Raw genomic sequence first — 20,608 nt, 5'->3', positions numbered from 1 at the left:
CCTCCCGCTCACTGCACTGCAACACGCTTGATAACAACAATAAAACAAAGCTTTGAGGAGGCTGCATGGCCTTTCACCCAATCGCCGCAGACGATGACGACGGTGCTGTCGTGGTTGCGCGCAAATATGCCTGGATAGTCTTCGCCCTGACGTTCGGGCTGTTGATTTCCGATTACATGTCGCGCCAGGTGCTGAACGCGGTGTTTCCGATGCTCAAGGGCGAATGGTCCCTGAGCGACGGTCAGCTCGGCCTGCTCAGTGGCATTGTCGCGCTGATGGTGGGGCTGCTGACATTTCCCCTGTCATTGCTGGCGGATCGCTTCGGCCGGGTCAAGAGCCTGGCGCTGATGGCTTTGCTGTGGAGTCTGGCGACACTGGGCTGCGCAGTGGCGCAGGACTATCAGCAGATGTTCATTGCACGGTTCATGGTCGGCGTCGGCGAAGCGGCGTACGGCAGCGTCGGCATCGCGGTGGTGATTTCCGTCTTCCCCAAACACATGCGGGCCACGCTGGCCAGTGCCTTCATGGCGGGCGGCATGTTTGGATCGGTATTGGGCATGGCCCTGGGCGGCGCCATCGCGGCCAAGCTTGGCTGGCGCTGGTCGTTTGCCGGCATGGCGCTGTTCGGCCTGGTCCTGGCAATGCTTTACCCGATCATCGTCAAGGAAGCACGCATCGCCCCGCAGCGCTTGGTGAGCAAGGCCGCCGCGACGATCAAGCACCCGTTGCGTACGCTGTTTTCCAGCCGCTCTGTGATCGCGACTTATGTTGGCAGCGGCTTGCAACTGTTCGTCGGCGGCACGGTGATTGTGTGGATGCCCAGTTATTTGAATCGCTACTACGACATGGGCACGGACAAAGCCGGGGGCATGGCAGCGATCATCGTGCTGTGCAGCGGCGTGGGGATGATCCTGTGCGGCATGCTCAGTGACCGTCTGTGCCGTCATTCACCGGAGCGCAAGGTGTCCCTGGCCATCGCATACTGCCTGGGCAGCTGCGTGCTGTTGTCGCTGGCCTTCGCGTTGCCGCCGGGGCCTGCGCAACTGGGGATGATCTGCCTGGGCATGCTGATTGCCGCGGGCACCACCGGCCCGGCCGGGGCCATGGTTGCCAATCTGACCCATCACTCGGTCCACGGCACGGCGTTCGCCACCTTGACCCTGGCCAACAACATGCTGGGCCTGGCGCCAGGGCCGTTCATCACCGGCCGAGTGTCCGATGTGATCGGCCTGCACGGCGCCTTCCAACTGGTGCCCCTCGTCAGTGTCCTGGCGGCGGCGGTGTTTTTTTATGCCCTGTGTCATTACCACAAAGACATCACTCGGATGAGGGATGAGCGCGTCGATGACGTGCCCGGTACAGCAGCGTGCGAGGTGAAGTTGTGAGTGGTCGTTTACGGATTGACGTGTTTTTCGATTTCATCTGCCCCTGGTGCTTGATCGGCAAGCGCCAATTGGAGCATGCGCAGGTCCAGTTTCGCAGTCGCCATCCGGGTGTGCAGATCACCACGGCGTGGCATGGGGTGCAGTTGCTGCCTCAGTTGCCGGTAGAAGGTGAACCCTTCGCCGATTTCTATCGCAAGCGTCTGGGTAATGCCGGCGCCATGACCGTGCGTCAGGCCCAGGTTCAGCAGGCTGCCAGGGCAGTTGGACTGGCCATCGACCTCGGCCGCATCGAAACGATGCCCAACACCGCTGACGCCCATCGTTTGTTCGAGCGGGTCAGCGCGCTGGGCAATGCTACTCAGCGTGAAATGTTGCTCGAACGACTGTTCGCCGCTTATTTCCGCAAAGGCGAAAACCTCGGTTGCCGTGAGACGTTGCTCGCGATTGCCCGCTCCTGCGGCGTCGATACGAACACGGTGCTCGATTGCCTGAAGGGCGACGCCACGCCTTTTGACGGATTCCCCGGAGCGACCAGTGGCGTGCCAGGCTTTCAGTTCGACGGCCGTATGACAGTGATCGGAGCACAACCTGCCCAGGCGCTGCTCGGGGCCATGAATGAAGCACTCAAGGAAAGTGATCGCGAGCGGCAGCCGGCATGATCAAACGTATTCCCGTACCTGTCGGCAAACACCCGCAGGCCGGTGGCCGTGCGCTGTTCGAGTTTGAAGACAAAAGTCTGGCGCTGTTCAACGTCGACGGGCATTTGTTCGCCATCGACGATAGCTGCCCGCACCAAGGCGCCTCGCTGTGTGGCGGGCGCCTCGACGGGCGAACGATTCAATGCTGCGCCCATGGGCTGCGTTTCGATCTGGCCAGCGGCTATTTGCTCAACTCCAACGCACTCAAAGTCGCCAACTACCCGGTCGAGGTGGTCGACGACCAGGCCTTTATTGTCATCGTTTCCCAGGAGTCCGCGCCATGAGCGCCATTGCTCTCACCCGAATCCATAGCCGAACGCGCGAGTTGGCGCCCGGCTTCATCGTCAGCTTGATCGTCGCGGCTGCCGCTTCCTTTCTGTCCGAGCATTACGGTGCGCCGGTGATGCTGTTTGCCTTGTTGCTGGGCATGGCGCTCAACTTCCTGGCGAGTGACGGCGTGTGCAAGGCCGGTATCGAGTTCACGGCGCGCACTGTATTGCGCATCGGCGTGGCGTTGCTGGGCATGCGCATCACCCTTGAACAGATGGCGGCGCTGGGTTGGAAGCCGGTGGCCCTGGTGGTGATTCTGGTGGTCGTGACCATCGGCGTCTCGGTGATCGCGGCCAAGGCTCTGGGTTTTCAGCGTTTGTTCGGCATGCTCACTGGCGGGGCGACCGCCATCTGCGGTGCCTCGGCGGCCTTGGCGCTGGCGGCGGCGCTGCCAAACCATCCGCAGAAAGAGCGTGCCACGTTATTTACCGTGATTGGGGTGTCGGCGCTTTCAACCCTGGCAATGATCGTCTATCCGATGATCGCCAACTGGCTGTCGTTGTCGCCGCAGGTGGCCGGGGTGTTTTTGGGCGCGACCATCCACGATGTCGCCCAGGTGGTCGGCGCTGGTTACAGCCTGTCGACCGAGACCGGCGATACGGCCACGGTCGTCAAGTTGATGCGTGTCGCGATGCTGCTGCCAGTGATCGTCTGCGCGGCCATGATTACGCGAATGCAAGGTGCCGACCCCACAGGCAAACGGCCGCCGCTGTTGCCGTGGTTCGCTGTCGGTTTTCTGATTCTGGCCTGTATCAACAGCACCGGATGGGTCGCGCCGCAGGTGCAGGGGGCGATCAATGAATTGTCGCGCTGGTGCCTAGTGGTTTCGATCAGCGCCCTGGGCATGAAAACCCAACTCAAGGAACTGGCCGCCGTTGGCCTCAAGCCGATCCTGCTGATGGTGGGGGAGACCGTGTTCCTTGTGATTCTTGTGCTGCTTTTACTGCGCTGGGGGATGTAAGTCCCACGGCATGCCGCACCCTGTTCCACAGCCGCCGCATTGCGTTAACTCCAGCGTCGTGCGGCACTCGACCGGCGTCACAAGCACCGGTTTTTTACGGCGACTGCACCAGCAGTCGCCGTTTTTTTTGCTCAGGATTATGTGGGGCCAGGGGAGGGTGGGGTGTCCGTCAAGGCCTTGGAAAGACCGGGCTTTTGCGTGCTGCGCCAGGTGGCGGGCGGCATGCCGAATTGCGTGATAAACCAGCGTGTGAAAGAGCTCGCCATGGAATAACCGAGCATGTCGGCGATCCGGCCCAGCGAGTAATTCGGGTTCTCCAGATAACGCAGCACCAGGTCGCGGCGCACTTCGTTGATCAGGTCGTTGAACGCGCAGCCATCGTCTTTAAGGCGACGCTGCAGCGTGCGCACGTTCATGCCCTGGGTCTGGGCGATTTGCTCGATGGTGGCGCGCCCCATGGGCAGCAGCAGGTAGATGGCTTTACGCACTTCGAACAGGGTCGACGGCCCTTCGGGGCTCTGCAGCGAGTCCAGGTAGCGCTGGGCGTAACGGGCCATGGCCGGATCGGCCTGAGGGTTGGTCATGTCGAGACTGGCATCGGGGCAGACGATGCCATTGAACTCGCTGCCGAATTCCAGGTTGCAACCGAACAGGCGCCGATGCAGCTGCAGGTTGTCCGGAGCCTGGTGAGTGAAGTTGACGCTGTAGGGGTGCCAATGCGCACCGAGCAGGGCGGCGCAGAGCCGGAACATCACACCGATTGCCAGTTCATTGGCTTGTCGGCAGGGCATCGGTGACTCGGTGACCACTTCCTCGCGGATGATCACCATCCTGCCGGCTTCCTCAACAAAGATCGCCAGGGAATCGTTCATCAGGTGGCGGTAATGCACCAACACGTGCAACGCATCGCGCAGCGTTCGCTGATGAGTCAGCAGCAGGCTGACGACGCCGAAATCCGAGAGCTGACGCGATTCGGCCATGCTCAGGCCGAAGGTCTGACAACCGCTGGCCGCCGCCGAATCCTCCAGCAGGCGCACCGCCGAATCGATCGGAATACGATGCTCGGGGGCTTGCAGGCGGGCCTTGCTCAGTCCGACGTTCGCCAGCAAATCATGGGGGTTGAGCGCCAGGTAGTGGGCCACTTCCAGGTAGTTGGTCAAGACGGCGGCGCGAACAAGCTTGGTCATGCAGAAGTCTTTCCTGGTAGGGACTCGATGGAAATGAGCGTGGCCGACTATAGCCAGCACGTCATGAAATGAAAAGTTTTTGCAGAGGCGTTTTCAGCTTCTCAACGACGACTCATCGGCGGCAATCCCGGTGTCATCAAAAGAAAAATCGCTGTCGTCAAATGAAAAGCGAACCAGGTGTGGGCTCTTTAATGTCGGACCTACAAAAAGATTCTGGCAACACAGCCAGTCGAGTCATCGTGAAGGCGAAGGTGTTCAAGTGAACAAACTGCAAACTGCCGCAACCGTTCTGATCGTACCGGGTCTGCGCGACCACGTTGCCGAGCACTGGCAAACGCTGCTGGAGGCCCGGTTGAGCAACGTGCGCAGCGTCCCGCCGCTTGAAACCGACAAGCTCGACTGCGCGGCCCGGGTCCGGGCGATCCAGCATGAACTGGAGCAGATCGACGGCCCGGTGATTCTCGTCGCCCACAGCGCCGGCGTGCTGATGGTCGCGCACTGGGCGGCCCGGCATCGCGCCCCGATCAAGGGTGCGTTACTGGCCACGCCGCCGGACCTCAATGCCTCCTGGCCCCAGGGCTATCCGTCCGCTGAAACCCTTCGAACCCACGGCTGGGACCCTCTGCCTGCCGGCGAGCTGCCTTTTCGCAGCATCGTCGCGGGCAGCACCAACGATCACCTGGCTAGCCTCGAGGCCGTCACCCGAATGGCCCGCGACTGGGGCAGCGAACTGGTCAACCTCGGCGAGGTCGGCCACCTCAACCCTGCCTCGGGCTTTGGCCATTGCCCGCAAGCCGAAGCACTCATTCTCGAACTGGATCGCTAGTCAGGCATCTGGCCGGCCGCGATACGTCCGGCAACTGCTCTGACGCGAGAAACAAACGCCGGCCCTTTCACCAGGGCCTGTGCAAGGAAAGCTGCGCTTAAAAATAAGTACAACATGGCGGAGACACCGTAATGCATAACAATAAGAGTCACGGCCACACACACCCTTCGCGTCACAGTCTGTTGGCCCTGGCCATTCTCGCTGCATCCATGCCGGTGGCCCACGCCGTCGAGCTCGATACCGGCAATCCTGACTGGGCCGTGCGTTTTGATAACACCGTGAAGTACAACTACGGCGTGCGCACCGAAAGTGCGGACAAGCGCATGCTGGGCACGCCGAACAACAACGACGGCGACTACAACTTTCGCAAGGCCGGGACCAACATCACCCACCGTGTCGACCTGTTGACCGAGATGGATGTGGTCTACAAGGACCACATGGGTTTTCGTGTCAGTGCCGCGAGTTGGTACGACAAGGCGTATGAAAACACCGGTTCCAACTCCAACCCGTTCGTCAACGGCAATGGCGGCACCTCGGGCCTGGTCGCCAATGACCCGCGCCTGGCGCCGGTGACTCGCGACAATGTCGGCAACGGCAGCCCACACCTGAGCAACTACGCCCAGCGCTACTACACCGGTCCCTCCGGTGAAATCCTCGACGCCTTCGTGTTCTACAGCACCGAAGTGGGCGAGGAGTCGCTGTTCAGCGTCAAGGCCGGGCAACACAACGTGTTCTGGGGCGAAACCATCCTGAACCCGGTGCATTCGATCAGCTACGGCCAGGCTGGCCTGGACCTGGCCAAGCTGGCGGCATCGCCCGGCACCGAGGCCAAGGAGCTGTTTGTCCCGCGCAACCAGATGTCGATGTCCTTCACGGTCAATCCCGAGCTGACAGTAGGAGCCCAGTATTTCTTCGATTGGGATGCCGCGCGCCTGCCAGAGGCGGGCACCTACTATGGCGGTTCCGATCTGGTGGGTTTCGGCGCGCAGTCGTTCCTGCTGGGCAACACCAATTCCGTGGTCCCAGGCAGCCCGTTGGGTTGCGGCCTGGCACCTTGCAACGCATTGACCAACGTGCGCCGTGGCGATGACCTGACACCTCGTAATTCTGGCGATTGGGGCGTTATGGCCAGATGGTCGCCCGCCTGGCTGGACGGCACTCTTGGCGTTTACTACCGCCAGACGTCGGACATTTTGCCTCAGGCCTGGCTCGACGCCAGAGGTTTGAGCTCGGCCAATGCCAATGGCACCGCCCCGGCAGGTCAAGTGCCGGCGGTGGTCAACACGCTGAACTCGCTGAGCACCGCCACCTATCAACTGGCGTACTCCGACAAGATCGACATCTTTGGCCTGAGCCTGTCCAAGGACATCGGCGGTATCAGCGTCGGCAGTGACCTGAACATCCGCCATCACATGCCGCTGGCCAGTATCCCGGCGATTGTCAGCACCAGCAGTCCGCTTGGGCTGGGCCGAGGCCTCGGTCTGTTGCCTCCGCGAACTGCGGCCACCGGTGTCATCTACGACACCCCGCACGATGGCGACAGCATGAGCGCCACCGGCGACACGCTGCACTGGACGATCAACGGCCTGATGACCCTGCCCAAGACCCCGGTGTTCGACTCGGCCGTTCTGCTCGCCGAGCTCTATTACAGCAATCTCCTCAAGCTCGATGACAAGAATGAAGCGCTCTACAAGGGCAAGAGTACTTACCGCGGTCTCGATGCGCCGACCCGTGACAACTGGGGCATCGCGGTCAATTTCACGCCGACCTGGTACCAGGTATTCCCGGGCGTGGACATGAGCCTGCCGATGTCCGTCAACGTGGGGCTGGACGGTGTTTCCCCGGTCTCTGGCGGTGGCGCGAAAGACACCGGCAACTATGCGTTAGGCGTTGGTGCAGCGATCTACAACAAGTACTTCGTCGACCTCAAGTACGTGGACGCGTTCGGCAAGGCTGACAAGTGCAATGTCAGCGGCAACAGCACCGGTGCGGCCAACGCCGGAAGTGGCGACGGCTCCACGCCGAACGCCTTCAGCGGTAACGAAAACTATGCGTGCTACGCCGGTGGCTATTCAGCCTTCTCGGGCGGCGGTGCGACCACCGAAGACCGTGGCGCGCTGTACCTGACGCTGAAAACCACCTTCTGATTCACCCAATGCTTAGTCACTAAGCAGGAGTATGACCCATGAAATTCGTCCCAACTCTGCTGGCCGCGTCCCTGGCCATGGCCGCTGCCGTTCATGTACAGGCAGCCGTATCGACACAAGAAGCCGCCCGGCTGGGCAGCAGCCTGACCCTGATCGGCGCCGAAAAAGCCGCCAGCGCCGACGGTTCCATTCCCGCCTATGCCGGCGGGTTGACCACCGCCCCGGCCAGTTTCAAGGCCGGCGACAGCATGCGTCCGGACCCTTTCGCCAGCGAGAAACCGGTGTTGGTGATCGATGGCAAGAACGTTGATCAGTACAAGGGCATGCTCAGTGCCACCACGGTTGAACTGGCCAAGCGCTTCCCCAGCTACCGCGTCGATGTCTACCCGACCCATCGCACCGTCGCCTTGCCGCAAGCGGTGCTGGACAACAGCGTGAAGAACGCCAATGGCGCCAAGTCGCTGGAAGGCGGGCTGGCCATCGACAACGTATTGCCCGGAGTGCCGTTCCCGATTCCGCAATCGGGCAGCGAGGCGATGTGGAATTTCCTGCTGCGTTATCAGGGCGTCAACATCAACTCCAAGTACGACTCCTGGAACGTCGACTCGGCCGGGGTGGCGAGCCTGGCGACCACGGGGCAGGCGTTCATCACTTACCCGATCTACGAAAATATGGCGCAGCCCATCAGCAGCGCTGACGTGTACTACCAGATGAAGTTGTATTACACCGGGCCGGCGCGTCGGGCCGGCGAGTCGATCATGCTCAAGGATGCGGCCAACCCGCTGGAGCAGCCGCGCCGCGCCTGGCAGTACCTGCCGGGCCAGCGCCGCGTCAAATTGGCGCCGAACCTGGCGTACGACACGCCGAACCCGGGGACTGCCGGCGCCGGTACTTACGACGATGTGTTTGTGTTTAACGGCGCACTGGATCGTTACGACTGGAAGCTGGTCGGCAAGCAAGAAATGATCGTGCCGTACAACACCTACAAATTGACCTACGCCCAGGATCCGAAAAGCCTGACCACGCCCAATCACCTTGCGCCCGACTTCGTACGCTGGGAGAAACACCGCGTGTGGGTGGTGGAAGGCAACCTCAAGGCAGGTGCACGTCACGTCTATCAGAAGCGCCGCTTCTACCTGGATGAAGACAGCTGGGCCGCACTGGCTTCTGACCAGTACGACGCGCGCGGTCAGCTCTACCGTGGTTCTTTCGCGTTCCTCAGCCAGAGCTATGACAAGCAGGTTCCTGACTCCACGCCTTTCATGATCTACGACCTGATCGGCGGGTCCTACAACATCAACGGTGTGGTGGGCCCTTACGGCGGCATCCGTTACATCGACTCGCTGTCCAAGGCGCAGTGGTCGCCGGAGTCCCTGGCGGGCGCCGGTATTCGCTAAAGCGACCTGTTGCAACGCCGGGCTGCACGCGACGTGCGCCCGGCACCGTTTTTTCATGAGGACGCCGTATGTGTTCGTACAAAAAGTACCGGCAGTTGGCGCTGGGCATGGCCCTTGCTCTGTTGCAGGGCTTTGCTCACGCCACCAGCTTCGTCGACGTGCTGGACCAGCCGGCCAAGGCCAGCGCCCTGGCGGTCAGCAGCCCGTTGCTGGGCGTGGCCCGTGCGGGAGAGCGGCTGGTCGCCGTCGGGCAACGTGGCCACATTCTCTATTCCGATGATGGCGGCAAAGACTGGCAACAGGCCGCCGTACCGGTCAGTGCCGACCTCAATGCCGTCAGTTTTCCTTCAGCAGCCCAGGGCTGGGCGGTCGGCAATGATGGCGTGGTGTTGCACAGCAGCGATGCCGGAGAAACCTGGACCAGACAACTGGACGGTCGGCAGATCGGTGCGTTGCTGGTTGAACATTACGGTGCGCTGGCCCGTGCCGAACCGGCCAATGAACAATGGGCGACACTCGCCGCCGACGGACAGCGGCTGACCGAGGAGGGCGCCGACAAGCCGCTGCTCGACGTTTGGTTCGCCAACGAAAAAACCGGTTATGTGGTCGGTGCGTTCAACCTGATTCTGCGTACCGACGATGGCGGTCATCACTGGACACCGTTCCAGGACCGCACCAACAACCCGCAAGGGTTGCACCTCAATGCCATCGCCTCGACAGGGGATGCGCTCTACATCGTTGGTGAACAGGGGTTGTTGCTCAAGTGGGATGACCCGGGCCAGCGTTTCGTGGCACTCGATTCGCCGTATCAGGGCAGCTTTTTCGGCGCGATTGGCCGGCCCGGCGAAGTGCTTGTCTACGGTCTGCGCGGGCATGTGTTTCGCAGCCTCGACGGCGGTTCCAGCTGGACCCCGCTCAAGACCGGCCTGCAGGTCAGCATCTCCACTGCCACGGTGGACGCCAAGGGTCGATACCTGCTGTTTAGCCAGGCAGGACAAATGCTGGTCCACGTAGACGGCACGCGCCTGACATTGGTGCCTCAGCAAAACCTGTCCCCATCAGCCGGCGCCATCAAGGCGTCCGACGGCAGCCTGGTGTTGGTGGGCAGCCGTGGTGCACGCGTACTGAACGTCAAGTAACAACCGAATCAATAAGAGCGAGTACCCAGACATGGCAAACATCAAGCAAGACACCATGCCGGTGATCCGCCACTTGCGTGACTTCGATCAGCACTCCGGCAACCGGCTGGAGCGCTGGGTATTCAATTACCGCCCGCTGTTCATGCTGTTCATGGCGTTGATCACGTTGGTCCTGGGCTACATGGCGGCTACCCGCCTGGAGCTGCGTCCCAGCTTCGAAAAGATGATTCCGCAGAGCCAGCCCTACATTAAAAACTTTTTGGAGAACCGCAAATCGTTGCGCGGCCTGGGCAGTTCCGTGCGGGTGGTGGTGGAGAATACCCAGGGCGATATTTTCGACCCCGAATACCTGGCCGTGCTCAAGCAAGTCAACGACGACTTGTTCCTCACCGCAGGCGTTGACCGCGCCTGGATGAAGTCATTGTGGAGCCCTTCGGTGCGCTGGAACGAAGTGACCGAGGAAGGTTTCCAGGGTGGCCCGGTGATGCCCGATGCGTACCACGGCTCCCCCGAAGACATCGAACAGCTACGCCAGAATATCAACCGCGCGGGCATCGTCGGCAGCTTGGTGGCCAGCGATTTCAAATCGAGCATGTTGATTGTGCCGCTGCAGGACAAGACCTCGGCGACCGGTCACAGCATCGATTACCACGCGTTCGCGCAGATGCTTGAAGAGCAACTGCGCGACAAGATCGAGTTTGCCGGCGACAGCAAGGCACGCCAGGCGGGGGAGGAGGGGCAGGGCAAGTACAAGGTCCGCGTGATCGGCTTTGCCAAGTTGATCGGTGATCTGATCGACGGCCTGATCCAGGTGATGATGTTTTTCGGTCTGGCCGTGGTCACCTCGTTCGTCATCATCTACCTCTACACCCGTTGCCTGCGCAGCACATTGTTGGTGATTTTCTGCTCGCTGACGGCGGTGGTCTGGCAGTTGGGTATCGTGGCCTGGCTGGGTTACGCCATCGATCCGTACTCGGTGCTGGTGCCGTTCCTGATCTTCGCCATTGGCGTGTCCCACGCCGCGCAGAAGATGAACGGCATCCTGCAGGACATCGCCCTTGGCACCCATAAACTGGTGGCGGCGCGGTACACCTTCCGGCGTCTGTTTATCGCCGGAGTCACCGCGTTGCTGGCCGACGCGGTGGGTTTTGCGGTGTTGATGCTGATCGATATTCCGGTGATTCAGGACCTGGCGATTACTGCCAGTATCGGCGTCGCGGTGCTGATCTTCACATCGCTGTTGCTGATGCCGGTGGCCCTGTCTTACATCGGCGTTGGCGCCAAGGCTGCCGAGCGCGCACTGAAGATCGACAACCGCGCTGCGCAGAGTCGCGGCTTTGGCAAACTGTGGGATTTGCTCGACCGTTTCACCACCCGCAAGTGGGCCATGGGTATCGTGCTCGGTGCTGTGGCGTTGGGTATAGCGGGCTTCGTGGTCAGCCTGCAACTGCAGATCGGCGACCTCGACAGCGGCGCCCCGGAGTTGCGCGCGGACTCGCGTTACAACCGCGATAACGCCTACATCACCAGCCACTATGCGCTGTCCAGCGACCTGTTCGCGGTGATGATCAAGACCCCGCCGGAAGGCTGCCTGAATTATCAGACGCTGATCCTGGCTGACCGCCTGGCCTGGGAGCTGCAGCAATACCCGGGTGTACAAGCGACTTCATCGCTGGTTAACGCGGTGCGCCAGATCACCGCTGGATCGTTCGAGGGCAACCCCAAGCTGAACAGCATCCAGCGCAACCAGAACGTGCTGAACTATGCCGCGCAGCAGGCCTCGGTCAATGCGCCGGAATTGTTCAATACCGACTGTTCGGTCATGCCGGTGATTGCCTTTCTCAAGGACCACAAGGCTGAAACCCTGGACGCAGTGGTCGCCATCGCCGACAGATTCGCCAGGGAAAACAGCACCGAGGACCGACAATTTCTGCTGGCCGCCGGCACCGCCGGTATCGAGGCGGCGACCAACATTGTGGTACGTGAAGCCAACCATACGATGCTGCTTTACGTGTACGCGGCGGTGACGCTGTTCTGCCTGATCACCTTCCGCAGTTGGCGCGCCACGCTGGTGGCGCTGTTGCCGCTGGTGCTGACGTCGATACTGTGCGAGGCCTTGATGGTGGTCATGGGCATCGGCGTGAAGGTGGCGACGTTGCCGGTGATCGCTTTGGGGGTCGGGATCGGCGTGGATTACGCGCTGTATTTACTCAGCGTGCAGCTGCACTACCAGCGCCAGGGCTTGCCGCTGGCACAGGCCTACCGTAACGCGGTGTCGTTCACCGGCCGGGTGGTGGGGCTGGTCGGCATCACCCTGGCCGCCGGAGTGGTGTGCTGGGCCTGGTCACCGATCAAGTTCCAGGCGGACATGGGCATCCTGCTGACCTTCATGTTCCTCTGGAACATGCTCGGTGCGCTGATCCTTATCCCGGCGCTGTCGCATTTCCTGCTGCGAAACATTGCACCCGTTCCATCAAGGGCCACCGAACGCCCGGCGGAACTTGTTGGGGCACACCCGTAGGTTTGTACTAAAGCGAATAAAACGATTGATAAAAACGTATATAAGCTTTAAACGGGAGGCTCTCTGGCGTAGTGCCGGAAAATAATAAATGAGTATCGCCAGTTTTGGCTCAGGGAGCGCTGATGAGTGTTCGTCCATTGACCGACTCCCCGCGGCAATCGATCGATTGCGACGTTGTCGCCGCTCAACTAAAAGGTCATTCGGAAACTGTCGGCATGGCCCACGCCAACAACGACGACGCGGTCGAACAATTGCTGGCCTCTGCGCGCCACTGGTGCCACACCACCGCATGGGTGGTGTACCGCGCCGGTGAACAAATGCACTTGGTCGGGCAGGGCGACCCACAGGCGCAGTGGCCATCCAGCGTTGCCAATGAAGAGTTCGAAGCCTTTTGCCTGACTCGGCAGTTGCACCGCTGGCCAACCGGCAGAGGCGAAAGTGTGCTGGGTTGGGTACTCGCGCCAGTCAATGACGCCGAGGAGTCGGCGCTCGCAGAATTTGCGCAGCGCCTGGGCATTCAAGTACAAACCAACACCCTGGCCCGTGCGCAGATTACTCAGCGTGTGCTGTATGAAATTACCTATCTCGCCAGTTCGACCCGCGACCGGTCAGTGTTTCTGGTGGGGGTTCACCAGTTGCTGGCTAGCCTGATCGATGCCGAGAACTTCTATCTCGCGCTGTATGACCCGCACACTGGCAAGATCGACTACCCGTATTACGTCGACATCATCGACGTTGATGCCGTGGAGGCCGAGCACTACGAATACCTTGATGCCTCGCATCTGTCGTTGACCGGCCAGGTGTTGACCACGGGCCAGCCACTGCTGATCGATGCCGCCGGTATTTGCGAGGCTCAGGCCGAGGGTCGCTTTTACTGCGTGGGGGATCGTCCCGAGTTCTGGATGGGCGCACCGTTGAAAAACGCCTCGGATGACGTGTTTGGCATGCTGGCCATGCAAGTCTATGACGTTTCCCGTACCTACAGCGCTGAAGACCGCGCGCTGTTTCTGGTGGTGGCCCGTCACGTGGCCATGGCGCTGGACCGGATACTGCACCGCGAGAACCTGGAAGGCATCGTCATGCGCCGCACCCTGGAGCTTTCGGCACTCAACGACGCATTGAGGCAGGAGGTGGCAGAGCGAGAACGCGCCGAACATCTGCAGAGTGCGCTGTTCCAGATTGCTGAACTGTCGAGCCAGCCGGGCGATATGGCCGAGTTGTTCCAAACTTTGCATGGCATCGTCGGTGATCTGCTGTTCGCGCAAAACTTCTACATCGCGTTGTTCGACGACGCGACCGGTGAAGTGACCTTTCCTTATTATGTCGATGAGCGACAGACGACTTGTCCAAAGGCACGTCGTGGGCGCAGGGGCTTGACCGAGTACATCATCCGCCAGCGTCGACCTTGCCTGATTGACTCGGGCGAGGCTGAGCGATTGTCTGCACAGGGCGAAATCGAATTGGGCCATGAGTCTGTCCGATCTTACTCCTGGCTGGGCATTCCATTGTTCGATGGCGACGTGGTGCGTGGCGTGCTGGCGGTGCAAAGCTATACCTCGCAGGTGCGCTACTCGCTGCGTGACCAGGAACTGCTCACGTTCGTGTCGCGGCACATCGATACAGCGTTGTCGCGACGCACGGCCGCCGAAGCGATCCACGCTGCCAACCTCAAGCTCGAAGCCCGGGTGCAGAACCGCACGCGCGAACTCGATCACGCCAATGCCAAGTTGCAGCACGAAAACTCCCACGATGCGCTGACCGGGCTGCCGAATCGTACCTACCTGCAACAGCGCCTCAATCTGGCCTGGTCGCGATTCGGCAGCGAAGGCGGGCACCTGGCGGTGATGTTCATCGACCTCGATCGTTTCAAGATGGTCAACGACAGTCTCGGTCACCACTTTGGCGATCTGCTGTTGATGCAGGCCGCCCACCGTTTACGCAGTTGCCTGCGCGACACCGACATGCTCGCGCGACTGGGGGGCGATGAGTTTTCGGTACTCGCTCCCGAGGCGCCGCTGGACGTGCTGATCGAAATCGCCGAACGGATCCTGGTGGCGTTTGACCTGCCGTTTTTCATCAATGGCCATGAAGTTTTTTCGTCCTGCAGTATCGGTATTGTCAGCGCCGACAGTCAGTTCCATCACGAACCCGCCGACTTGCTGCGCGATGCCGATGCGGCGATGTACCGGGTCAAGAGTGCCGGTCGCGACAGCTACGCGGTGTTCAATCAGGAGGTGCGCCGCGAAGTCTCGGACCAGATGGAGCGAGAAGGGGCCTTGCGCAATGCGCTCAAACGTACCGACGAATTGCTGCCGTATTTCCAGCCGATTGTCAGCGTCGAAAGCGGCGAACTGTTGGCACTTGAAGCGCTGATCCGCTGGCATCAGCCGGGCGGCCGAGTGATCGGGCCAGGTGAGTTTTTGCCGAATGTCGAGGGATTGCGTCTGATCGGTCGACTGGACCTGTATATGCTCACCAGCGTCGCAGTGATCCTCGCACAACCCCAGCACGCCAATTGGCCGGCGGTGCACGTCAATTGCTCCAGTTACAGCATGACGCGCCCGGACTTTGCCAGTGATGTGCTTGCACTGTTGGCGCTGCACCAGGTTGCGCCGTCGCGGATCTGCCTGGAATTAACCGAAGGAGCGTTGGTGGCCGAGCCGGCTATTGCCCGGCAGAACATGCAGCAATTGGCCGACAACGGCATGTCGGTAGTGCTCGATGACTTCGGTGCAGGATTTTCATCCCTGAGCTACGTGCATCAATACCGTTTCAGCGGCTTGAAGATCGACAAGTCATTCATCCTCGAACTGACCACCAGCACCCGCAGCCGCGCGATCGTGCGGGCGATTGTACGAATGGCTGAATCGCTTGGCCTTAGCGTGGTGGCCGAAGGTGTCGAGGATGAAGCGACGCTGGTCTTGCTGCGCGAAATAGGCGCTGGGCAGGCCCAGGGTTATTACTTTGCCAAGCCGATGGGGTTGGATGCATTGCTGGAAACGTCGCTGGTCGGTCGCTAGGGTTGAACAATGCATATAACTAAACTAAACAGGTATTTAGCTTATTTATAATTCATAGATATATAAAGGTGGATAGTCACTTAATGAGAGGGCTCAAGCCAAATGACCAACAATGTGTTCAAAACCGTCGTTCCTGGCGTTGATGCACTAATCGCAGCACTGGATTTGGAGCCTCATACCGAAGGTGGTTTCTACCGCAGGACTTTCCAGTCGGATCGCCATGCCATGGTTGAAACAGATAGCGGCCCGCGTTACCTGATGACATCCATATATTATTTGCTGACCCAGGATTCGCCGACAGGCCATTTCCATCTCAACCAATCAAACATCGTGCATTACTACCATTTGGGAGACGCGATTCAGTACAGCCTGATTTTTCCAGACGGCTCGTTGAAAACTGTGGTGATGGGCAGCGACGTTATCGCCGGAGAATGTTTGCAGCTGCATGTGCCGGGCGGTGTCTGGAAAGCCTCGCGGCTTACGGATGGATTGTCGGGATACGGTTTGATCAGTGAAGCGGTTTCGCCCGGGTTTGATTATGCGGATATGGAGTTGGGTAATCGGCAGAAGCTCAGCGAGCAATTCCCGGAGCATTCGCAGCTGATTGGAGAGTTGACGCAGGAATGAGGAGCCTGGCCAATTGATCGCCTCAAAATCTGGGTGTAATAACCGGGCTAATCTCGAAACATAATGTCTCTGAAAATAGGAATGGTCGGATGATTGTTCGGCTCATTACTTATTGAATTTATTGAGTTTTATTAAAAAACTGCATTTGTTGTGTTGCAATATTCATACAGTCGGTTTTGTTGCGTGAAAGGACTTGTCCGTGCGCAACACTTTTGGGCTAACTCAGCTAACAATCGCATGAATGACTGAAGCAAATGTTGCTGTTTAGCCTTAAGCATTCACTGCAGCCTATCGAAATGCTGCTTTCGATTTAGGCCTATTTTTGGCTCAACTACGAGTTCGAACCCCGCGTGCCTGTCGAATTTGGTAATGCTGGCGGATCTGAACTGGTAGCTATCGGCTGTGGATTCAACCGGTCGACAACGACAACGCTGGCTTTTCGGCATTGCTGCTTTAGCGATTGACTTTGAAGGGAGAAAGAACCGTTGGTTGCCTTCAGTTCACCCCTCGCTATGACCGACCGCATACGCTATTTAGCGGGCGCTCATTAGTATACGACTAGGGACGGCAGTGGGGGAGCGATGCTGCTGAGCCCGAGGCAAGTGAATACACCGACGATCTCTTCGTTGAGTCCCAACCCGCTGAAATAACTCGGATAACGGCAGTTTCTTGATCAGATCAACGGCCGCTGGGTCGAGGCACGCTACGAGCCACAAGCGTGCTGACCAATTCAGATTTGGGGATGCGGCGGAAAATGAAGAACCACAACTTCGTTACTAGGATCATTTATGGATTGTGGCGCGTAAGCAAAATCAGCGTAGCAGCTTCAAAACGTCGGGGGGGGGATTGAGGCAGGTTCTAATTCCGAGCGAATTGTCCCGGATCGACAGTGATCGAGATTGGAACCAAAAACGGTTGCTTAGAATTTTTTACAGCCAATACGGAGGAGCTGCGATTTCGTTGTGGCCGACCGGCAATCGATCCATTGCGGACGCTCGCGAGAGTGGCGCCAAATGGCTGCGAAGCCGCTTCAGATAACCGAAATGTATCCATTACAATTTTTTGAACGTATTGGTCTTTTGATTTTACGATGGACCTCAAGACTTTTCTGGCACGAGGCGCACCATGCACATTGCGATCCTTACCTTCGAAGGGTTCAACGAACTCGATTCGCTCATTTCGTTCGGCATCCTCAACCGGGTTCAAAAGCCTGGTTGGCGAGTGTCTATCGCCAGCCCCACAGATAAGGTGCTATCGATGAACGGCCTGAAAATCGAGGCGCAGGCGTCGTTGGAGGAAGCCTGCGGCGCGGATGCAGTGCTGGTGGGTAGTGGGAGATTGACTCGGGACGTCGTCGCGGACGAGGCACTGATGTCTCGACTGAAACTCGACCCGGCTCGCCAACTCTTGGGCGCCCAGTGCTCGGGCACGCTCATACTTGCAACGCTCGGCCTGCTAGACGACGTTCCGGCGTGTACGGATCTGATCACGAAGCCATGGGTTGAAGAGGCCGGCGTGGCGGTGCTCAATCAGCCGTTTGTGGCCAAGGACAATGTCGCAACCGCTGGCGGCTGCCTATCGTCGCAGTATCTGGCGGCCTGGTTCATCTCTCGTTTAGCTGGTGTAGAGGCTGCACGCAGTGCTCTTCACTATGTTGCCCCGGTGGGGGAGAAGGACGTTTACATAACGCGGGCAATGGCGAATATTTCGCGGTTTCTTTAAGGCGAGCAGTGGCTGCTAATGGTTGTTGGAAACGGTGATGGTCAATGCTCAGCCTCGTCGAGCAATCAGGTCGCGTATGCAGACTGGCCTTATAAACGACCGCTGACGAGTTGTTTACCTCGCCTCTGGGTTTCCAGCATCCAGGACAAAAGTATGAGAGGCAGCCTCTATCCGCTCTTCGAGTTGGGCAATGTAGGATTTAGCGTCCTCTAGGCTGGGGATCGAAACTGCCGTTTCGCCTAGCCAAACTTTGCAACCGCTTCCTTGCTCATTTGTTTCAATAGTGATTTTCATCTGCAAACCCTTTGCTGTTGAGGCGGCGGAGGGTAACGCTATTTTTTGATGATTCATAATGTGTCAGAGGCTCTACATCAGACCTTTCAAGGCAATTTGATGTCAGTTTTTAGACTTCGCCAGGTCTTTCGACAGGTGATCAAGCAGCGACGCTAATTTTAGCTCGGCATCAGCCAACGCCTGTTCTGACGCGACTTTCCAGTAGGGTGCGATTTCTAGCAAATCAGGTTCCTCCTCGGCCCGCAGGCACCATTGATGATGATCGTGCCATGAGCCGAGCGACGCTTGTACCGACTTCAATTGATCCCTGGATTTTGCCTTGAGCGGTGACAGTGTTGGAAACGCATCGGAGAGGTATCTCGCGTTTTTCGCAATAATCCTCAGCTCGTGCCGATCAAAATGTTTGTCCCGAAGTCCGGCGATCAGTTGAGTGATTCTTTTCTTCAGGGCTTTCTCAATCTGTCTTTTTACATCAACCAGTTCGCCGGCTCGCTCGGCTGTCCTGAATATCTCTGGCCATCGATCCAGTTCGGCAAATAGTTTGTCGAGCACTGAGCTGGCAGCGATCTTCCGATACTGCTCTGTCAGGGTTGCGCTTCGGCTGATTGCTTGGCGCGAGTACCCCTTTTTTCGAAGCTCATCAACGATGACCTCCAGATCCCTCGTGGGAGTCGTCGCTCTGCCGACCTCAGCGGCAGCTTGATTCAATTCGATAACCTCTGGCATGTTGCGCAGCGGTCGCAAAAGGCTACGTATTTTCCGTACTGCAATCCTCAGATCATGCAGCGCTTCGCTGTCACTGTTGGCTTGCAGCCGAGCGCGCGAGTGATAGAGGGAGACCTCCAGGGAAATGATCTGAGCCACAAAATCGTTGACAAAAGTCATCATCGTCCTCGCTTGTGAGTGGGTTCGCAGAGCAATTGTTCGTTGCAGCCATTGCGCACGGGCACTGCAATATAAAATTCATCAAGTTGCCGCTGTGGATTCGCGGGAAGTCGATAGACTGGAACCTTTTGTCGCAGGAATGGTGTTGATGCGTCGTGTTGTTTTCAATCAAAAAGGTGGGGTAGGCAAGTCGAGTATTGTGTGCAACCTGGCTGCTGCAAGCGCAATGGAAGGCTACCGGACGCTCGTTGTCGACCTGGACGCCCAGGCCAACTCCACGTATTACCTCACCGGCCTGACTGGGGATGATATCCCGGTGGGCATTGCGGATTTTTTCAAGCAAACCCTGTCTTCTGGGCCGGCAGCCAAAAAAAGCCGCGCTCATATCGTTGAGACACCCTACGATAATCTGCACCTCATCACTGCCAGCCGCGAGCTTTCGGATTTACAGCCCAAACTGGAAGCGAAGTTCAAGATAAACAAGCTGTGCCGGTTTCTGGACGACATTTCACAAGACTACGACCGGATCTACATCGATACGCCTCCGGCGATGAACTTCTATACGTTCAGTGCCCTCATCGCAGCGGATGCGGTTTTGATTCCATTTGATTGCGATACCTTCGCTCGTCAGGCGTTGTACCAGGTGCTGGCACAGGTGGCAGAATTTCAGGGTGACCATAATGAGTCATTGGTCGTTGAAGGGATTGTCATCAATCATTACGTCAGCACCACTGGCTTTCACCGCAATCTGGTCGAAGAGCTCATCGCGGAAGGGCTGCCGATTCTTCCGGTGTATCTCGGCAGCTCGGTGAAGATGCGTGAATCACATGAGCGCTGCCAACCTTTGATTCACCTCGACCGGCATCACAAGTTGACAGGCCAGTTTGTTGATCTCTTACACGTACTGGAGGAGACAGGCTGAATCGGCACGGGCGCTGAAAGAATTCGAAATAGTGCATTCCATCGACTTGAGGTCGGGCGATCAAAAACGCTGCTTAACTAAGCATTGGCATTTTTCAGATCAACTGTCCAAGCGGGGTGAAAGGAATGGCTGACAAATTCCGGGTGCTGTTTGTCTGCGCTAAAAACGATGTCCGTTCCTTGCTGGCCGAAGCGCTGCTTCGCCACACTGATTCTTCACACTTTGAAGCTTTCAGTGCTGGCCTCGAACCGGGCGAGGTTGATCCTCGCACCCTGGAGTCTCTCGAACACATAGGCATAGAGAGCAATGGCTTGCGTAGCAAATCGATCGATGAATTTGAAGGACAGCAGTTCCACTACGTCATCACACTGTGTGATAAGTCTTCCGAAGAAGCCTCACGAATGCCGTCTTCCGATGAAGCGATCATGTGGAGTTTTGAAGACCCGACGACCAGTGAGAAACATGAGCCTTTGCGTCATGCACTCCAGGAGATTCACGACCGCATCAAAATGTTCGTCACAGTAAAGACAAGGTCGTGATGTTTCGA

At 58.6% G+C, this 20,608-nt stretch carries 16 protein-coding genes; 14 read left to right on the top strand and 2 right to left on the bottom strand.

Annotated elements, in window-relative coordinates:
• Nucleotides 1–65: 65 nt before the first annotated feature.
• Genes ACA053_RS14775 through ACA053_RS14760 form a run of 4 tightly spaced genes read left to right on the top strand, consistent with a single transcriptional unit; the run spans nt 66 to nt 3,374 of the window.
• The gene (locus tag ACA053_RS14775; protein WP_497392902.1) at nt 66–1,385 is read left to right on the top strand and encodes an MFS transporter; all 1,320 of its coding nucleotides are present in this window, start codon (nt 66–68) and stop codon (nt 1,383–1,385) included.
• Nucleotides 1,382–2,044: a DsbA family oxidoreductase gene (locus ACA053_RS14770; RefSeq protein ID WP_109631581.1), complete on the top strand. Its 663-nt coding sequence runs from the start codon at nt 1,382–1,384 to the stop codon at nt 2,042–2,044. Before ACA053_RS14775 ends, ACA053_RS14770 begins: the two co-directional genes overlap by 4 nt.
• Nucleotides 2,041–2,367 (top strand): Rieske (2Fe-2S) protein, encoded by a 327-nt coding sequence (locus ACA053_RS14765; RefSeq protein WP_497311563.1) that lies wholly within the window; start codon nt 2,041–2,043, stop codon nt 2,365–2,367. Before ACA053_RS14770 ends, ACA053_RS14765 begins: the two co-directional genes overlap by 4 nt.
• Nucleotides 2,364–3,374, top strand: coding sequence for a YeiH family protein (locus ACA053_RS14760; protein WP_109631576.1), 1,011 nt, complete (start codon nt 2,364–2,366; stop codon nt 3,372–3,374). Before ACA053_RS14765 ends, ACA053_RS14760 begins: the two co-directional genes overlap by 4 nt.
• Nucleotides 3,375–3,511: 137 nt before the next feature.
• Here ACA053_RS14760 and ACA053_RS14755 read toward each other — a convergent pair whose 3' ends face one another.
• Nucleotides 3,512–4,561, bottom strand: a complete 1,050-nt coding sequence (locus tag ACA053_RS14755) for an AraC family transcriptional regulator (RefSeq protein WP_497311562.1) — start codon at nt 4,559–4,561, stop codon at nt 3,512–3,514.
• Between the two features lie 259 nt (nt 4,562–4,820).
• On the opposite strand from ACA053_RS14755, the gene ACA053_RS14750 reads away from it, so the two are divergent.
• The 8 genes from ACA053_RS14750 (at nt 4,821) to ACA053_RS14715 (ending at nt 17,960) form a co-directional block, all read left to right on the top strand.
• On the top strand, nt 4,821–5,387 hold the full coding sequence (locus ACA053_RS14750) for an RBBP9/YdeN family alpha/beta hydrolase (protein ID WP_497311561.1): 567 nt from the start codon (nt 4,821–4,823) through the stop codon (nt 5,385–5,387).
• Nucleotides 5,388–5,518: 131 nt separating this feature from the next.
• Nucleotides 5,519–7,534 carry a DUF1302 domain-containing protein gene (locus ACA053_RS14745; protein WP_497392901.1) on the top strand — a complete coding sequence of 672 codons (2,016 nt, stop codon included), beginning with the start codon at nt 5,519–5,521 and terminating at the stop codon, nt 7,532–7,534.
• Between the two features lie 38 nt (nt 7,535–7,572).
• Complete coding sequence (locus ACA053_RS14740; protein WP_109631568.1) at nt 7,573–8,931, top strand: DUF1329 domain-containing protein; 1,359 nt, start codon at nt 7,573–7,575, stop codon at nt 8,929–8,931.
• 68 nt (nt 8,932–8,999) lie between these two features.
• Nucleotides 9,000–10,070: a WD40/YVTN/BNR-like repeat-containing protein gene (locus tag ACA053_RS14735; protein ID WP_497392900.1), complete on the top strand. Its 1,071-nt coding sequence runs from the start codon at nt 9,000–9,002 to the stop codon at nt 10,068–10,070.
• Between the two features lie 31 nt (nt 10,071–10,101).
• Nucleotides 10,102–12,591: an efflux RND transporter permease subunit gene (locus tag ACA053_RS14730; protein WP_497392899.1), complete on the top strand. Its 2,490-nt coding sequence runs from the start codon at nt 10,102–10,104 to the stop codon at nt 12,589–12,591.
• Nucleotides 12,592–12,713: 122 nt separating this feature from the next.
• Nucleotides 12,714–15,611 (top strand): sensor domain-containing phosphodiesterase, encoded by a 2,898-nt coding sequence (locus ACA053_RS14725; protein ID WP_497392898.1) that lies wholly within the window; start codon nt 12,714–12,716, stop codon nt 15,609–15,611.
• A gap of 102 nt (nt 15,612–15,713) precedes the next feature.
• Nucleotides 15,714–16,238 carry a cupin domain-containing protein gene (locus ACA053_RS14720; protein ID WP_497392897.1) on the top strand — a complete coding sequence of 175 codons (525 nt, stop codon included), beginning with the start codon at nt 15,714–15,716 and terminating at the stop codon, nt 16,236–16,238.
• A gap of 1,125 nt (nt 16,239–17,363) precedes the next feature.
• Nucleotides 17,364–17,960, top strand: coding sequence for a DJ-1/PfpI family protein (locus tag ACA053_RS14715; protein WP_497311556.1), 597 nt, complete (start codon nt 17,364–17,366; stop codon nt 17,958–17,960).
• A gap of 396 nt (nt 17,961–18,356) precedes the next feature.
• Here ACA053_RS14715 and ACA053_RS14710 read toward each other — a convergent pair whose 3' ends face one another.
• Entirely contained in the window at nt 18,357–19,139 is a 783-nt protein-coding gene (locus tag ACA053_RS14710) for a CHAD domain-containing protein (protein ID WP_497392896.1), read from the bottom strand.
• A gap of 148 nt (nt 19,140–19,287) precedes the next feature.
• Here ACA053_RS14710 and ACA053_RS14705 point away from each other — a divergent pair, with 148 nt between their 5' ends.
• Both ACA053_RS14705 and ACA053_RS14700 read left to right on the top strand, forming a co-directional pair.
• Complete coding sequence (locus ACA053_RS14705) at nt 19,288–20,061, top strand: ParA family protein (RefSeq protein WP_497392895.1); 774 nt, start codon at nt 19,288–19,290, stop codon at nt 20,059–20,061.
• Between the two features lie 125 nt (nt 20,062–20,186).
• Nucleotides 20,187–20,600 (top strand): arsenate reductase ArsC, encoded by a 414-nt coding sequence (locus ACA053_RS14700; protein WP_497311554.1) that lies wholly within the window; start codon nt 20,187–20,189, stop codon nt 20,598–20,600.
• Nucleotides 20,601–20,608: the final 8 nt, after the last annotated feature.

The sequence above is a fragment of the Pseudomonas sp. LBUM1672 genome (assembly GCF_059695655.1).
The sequence above is the reverse complement of the archived record's forward strand: the minus strand, read 5'-3'. Positions and strand labels throughout refer to the sequence as shown.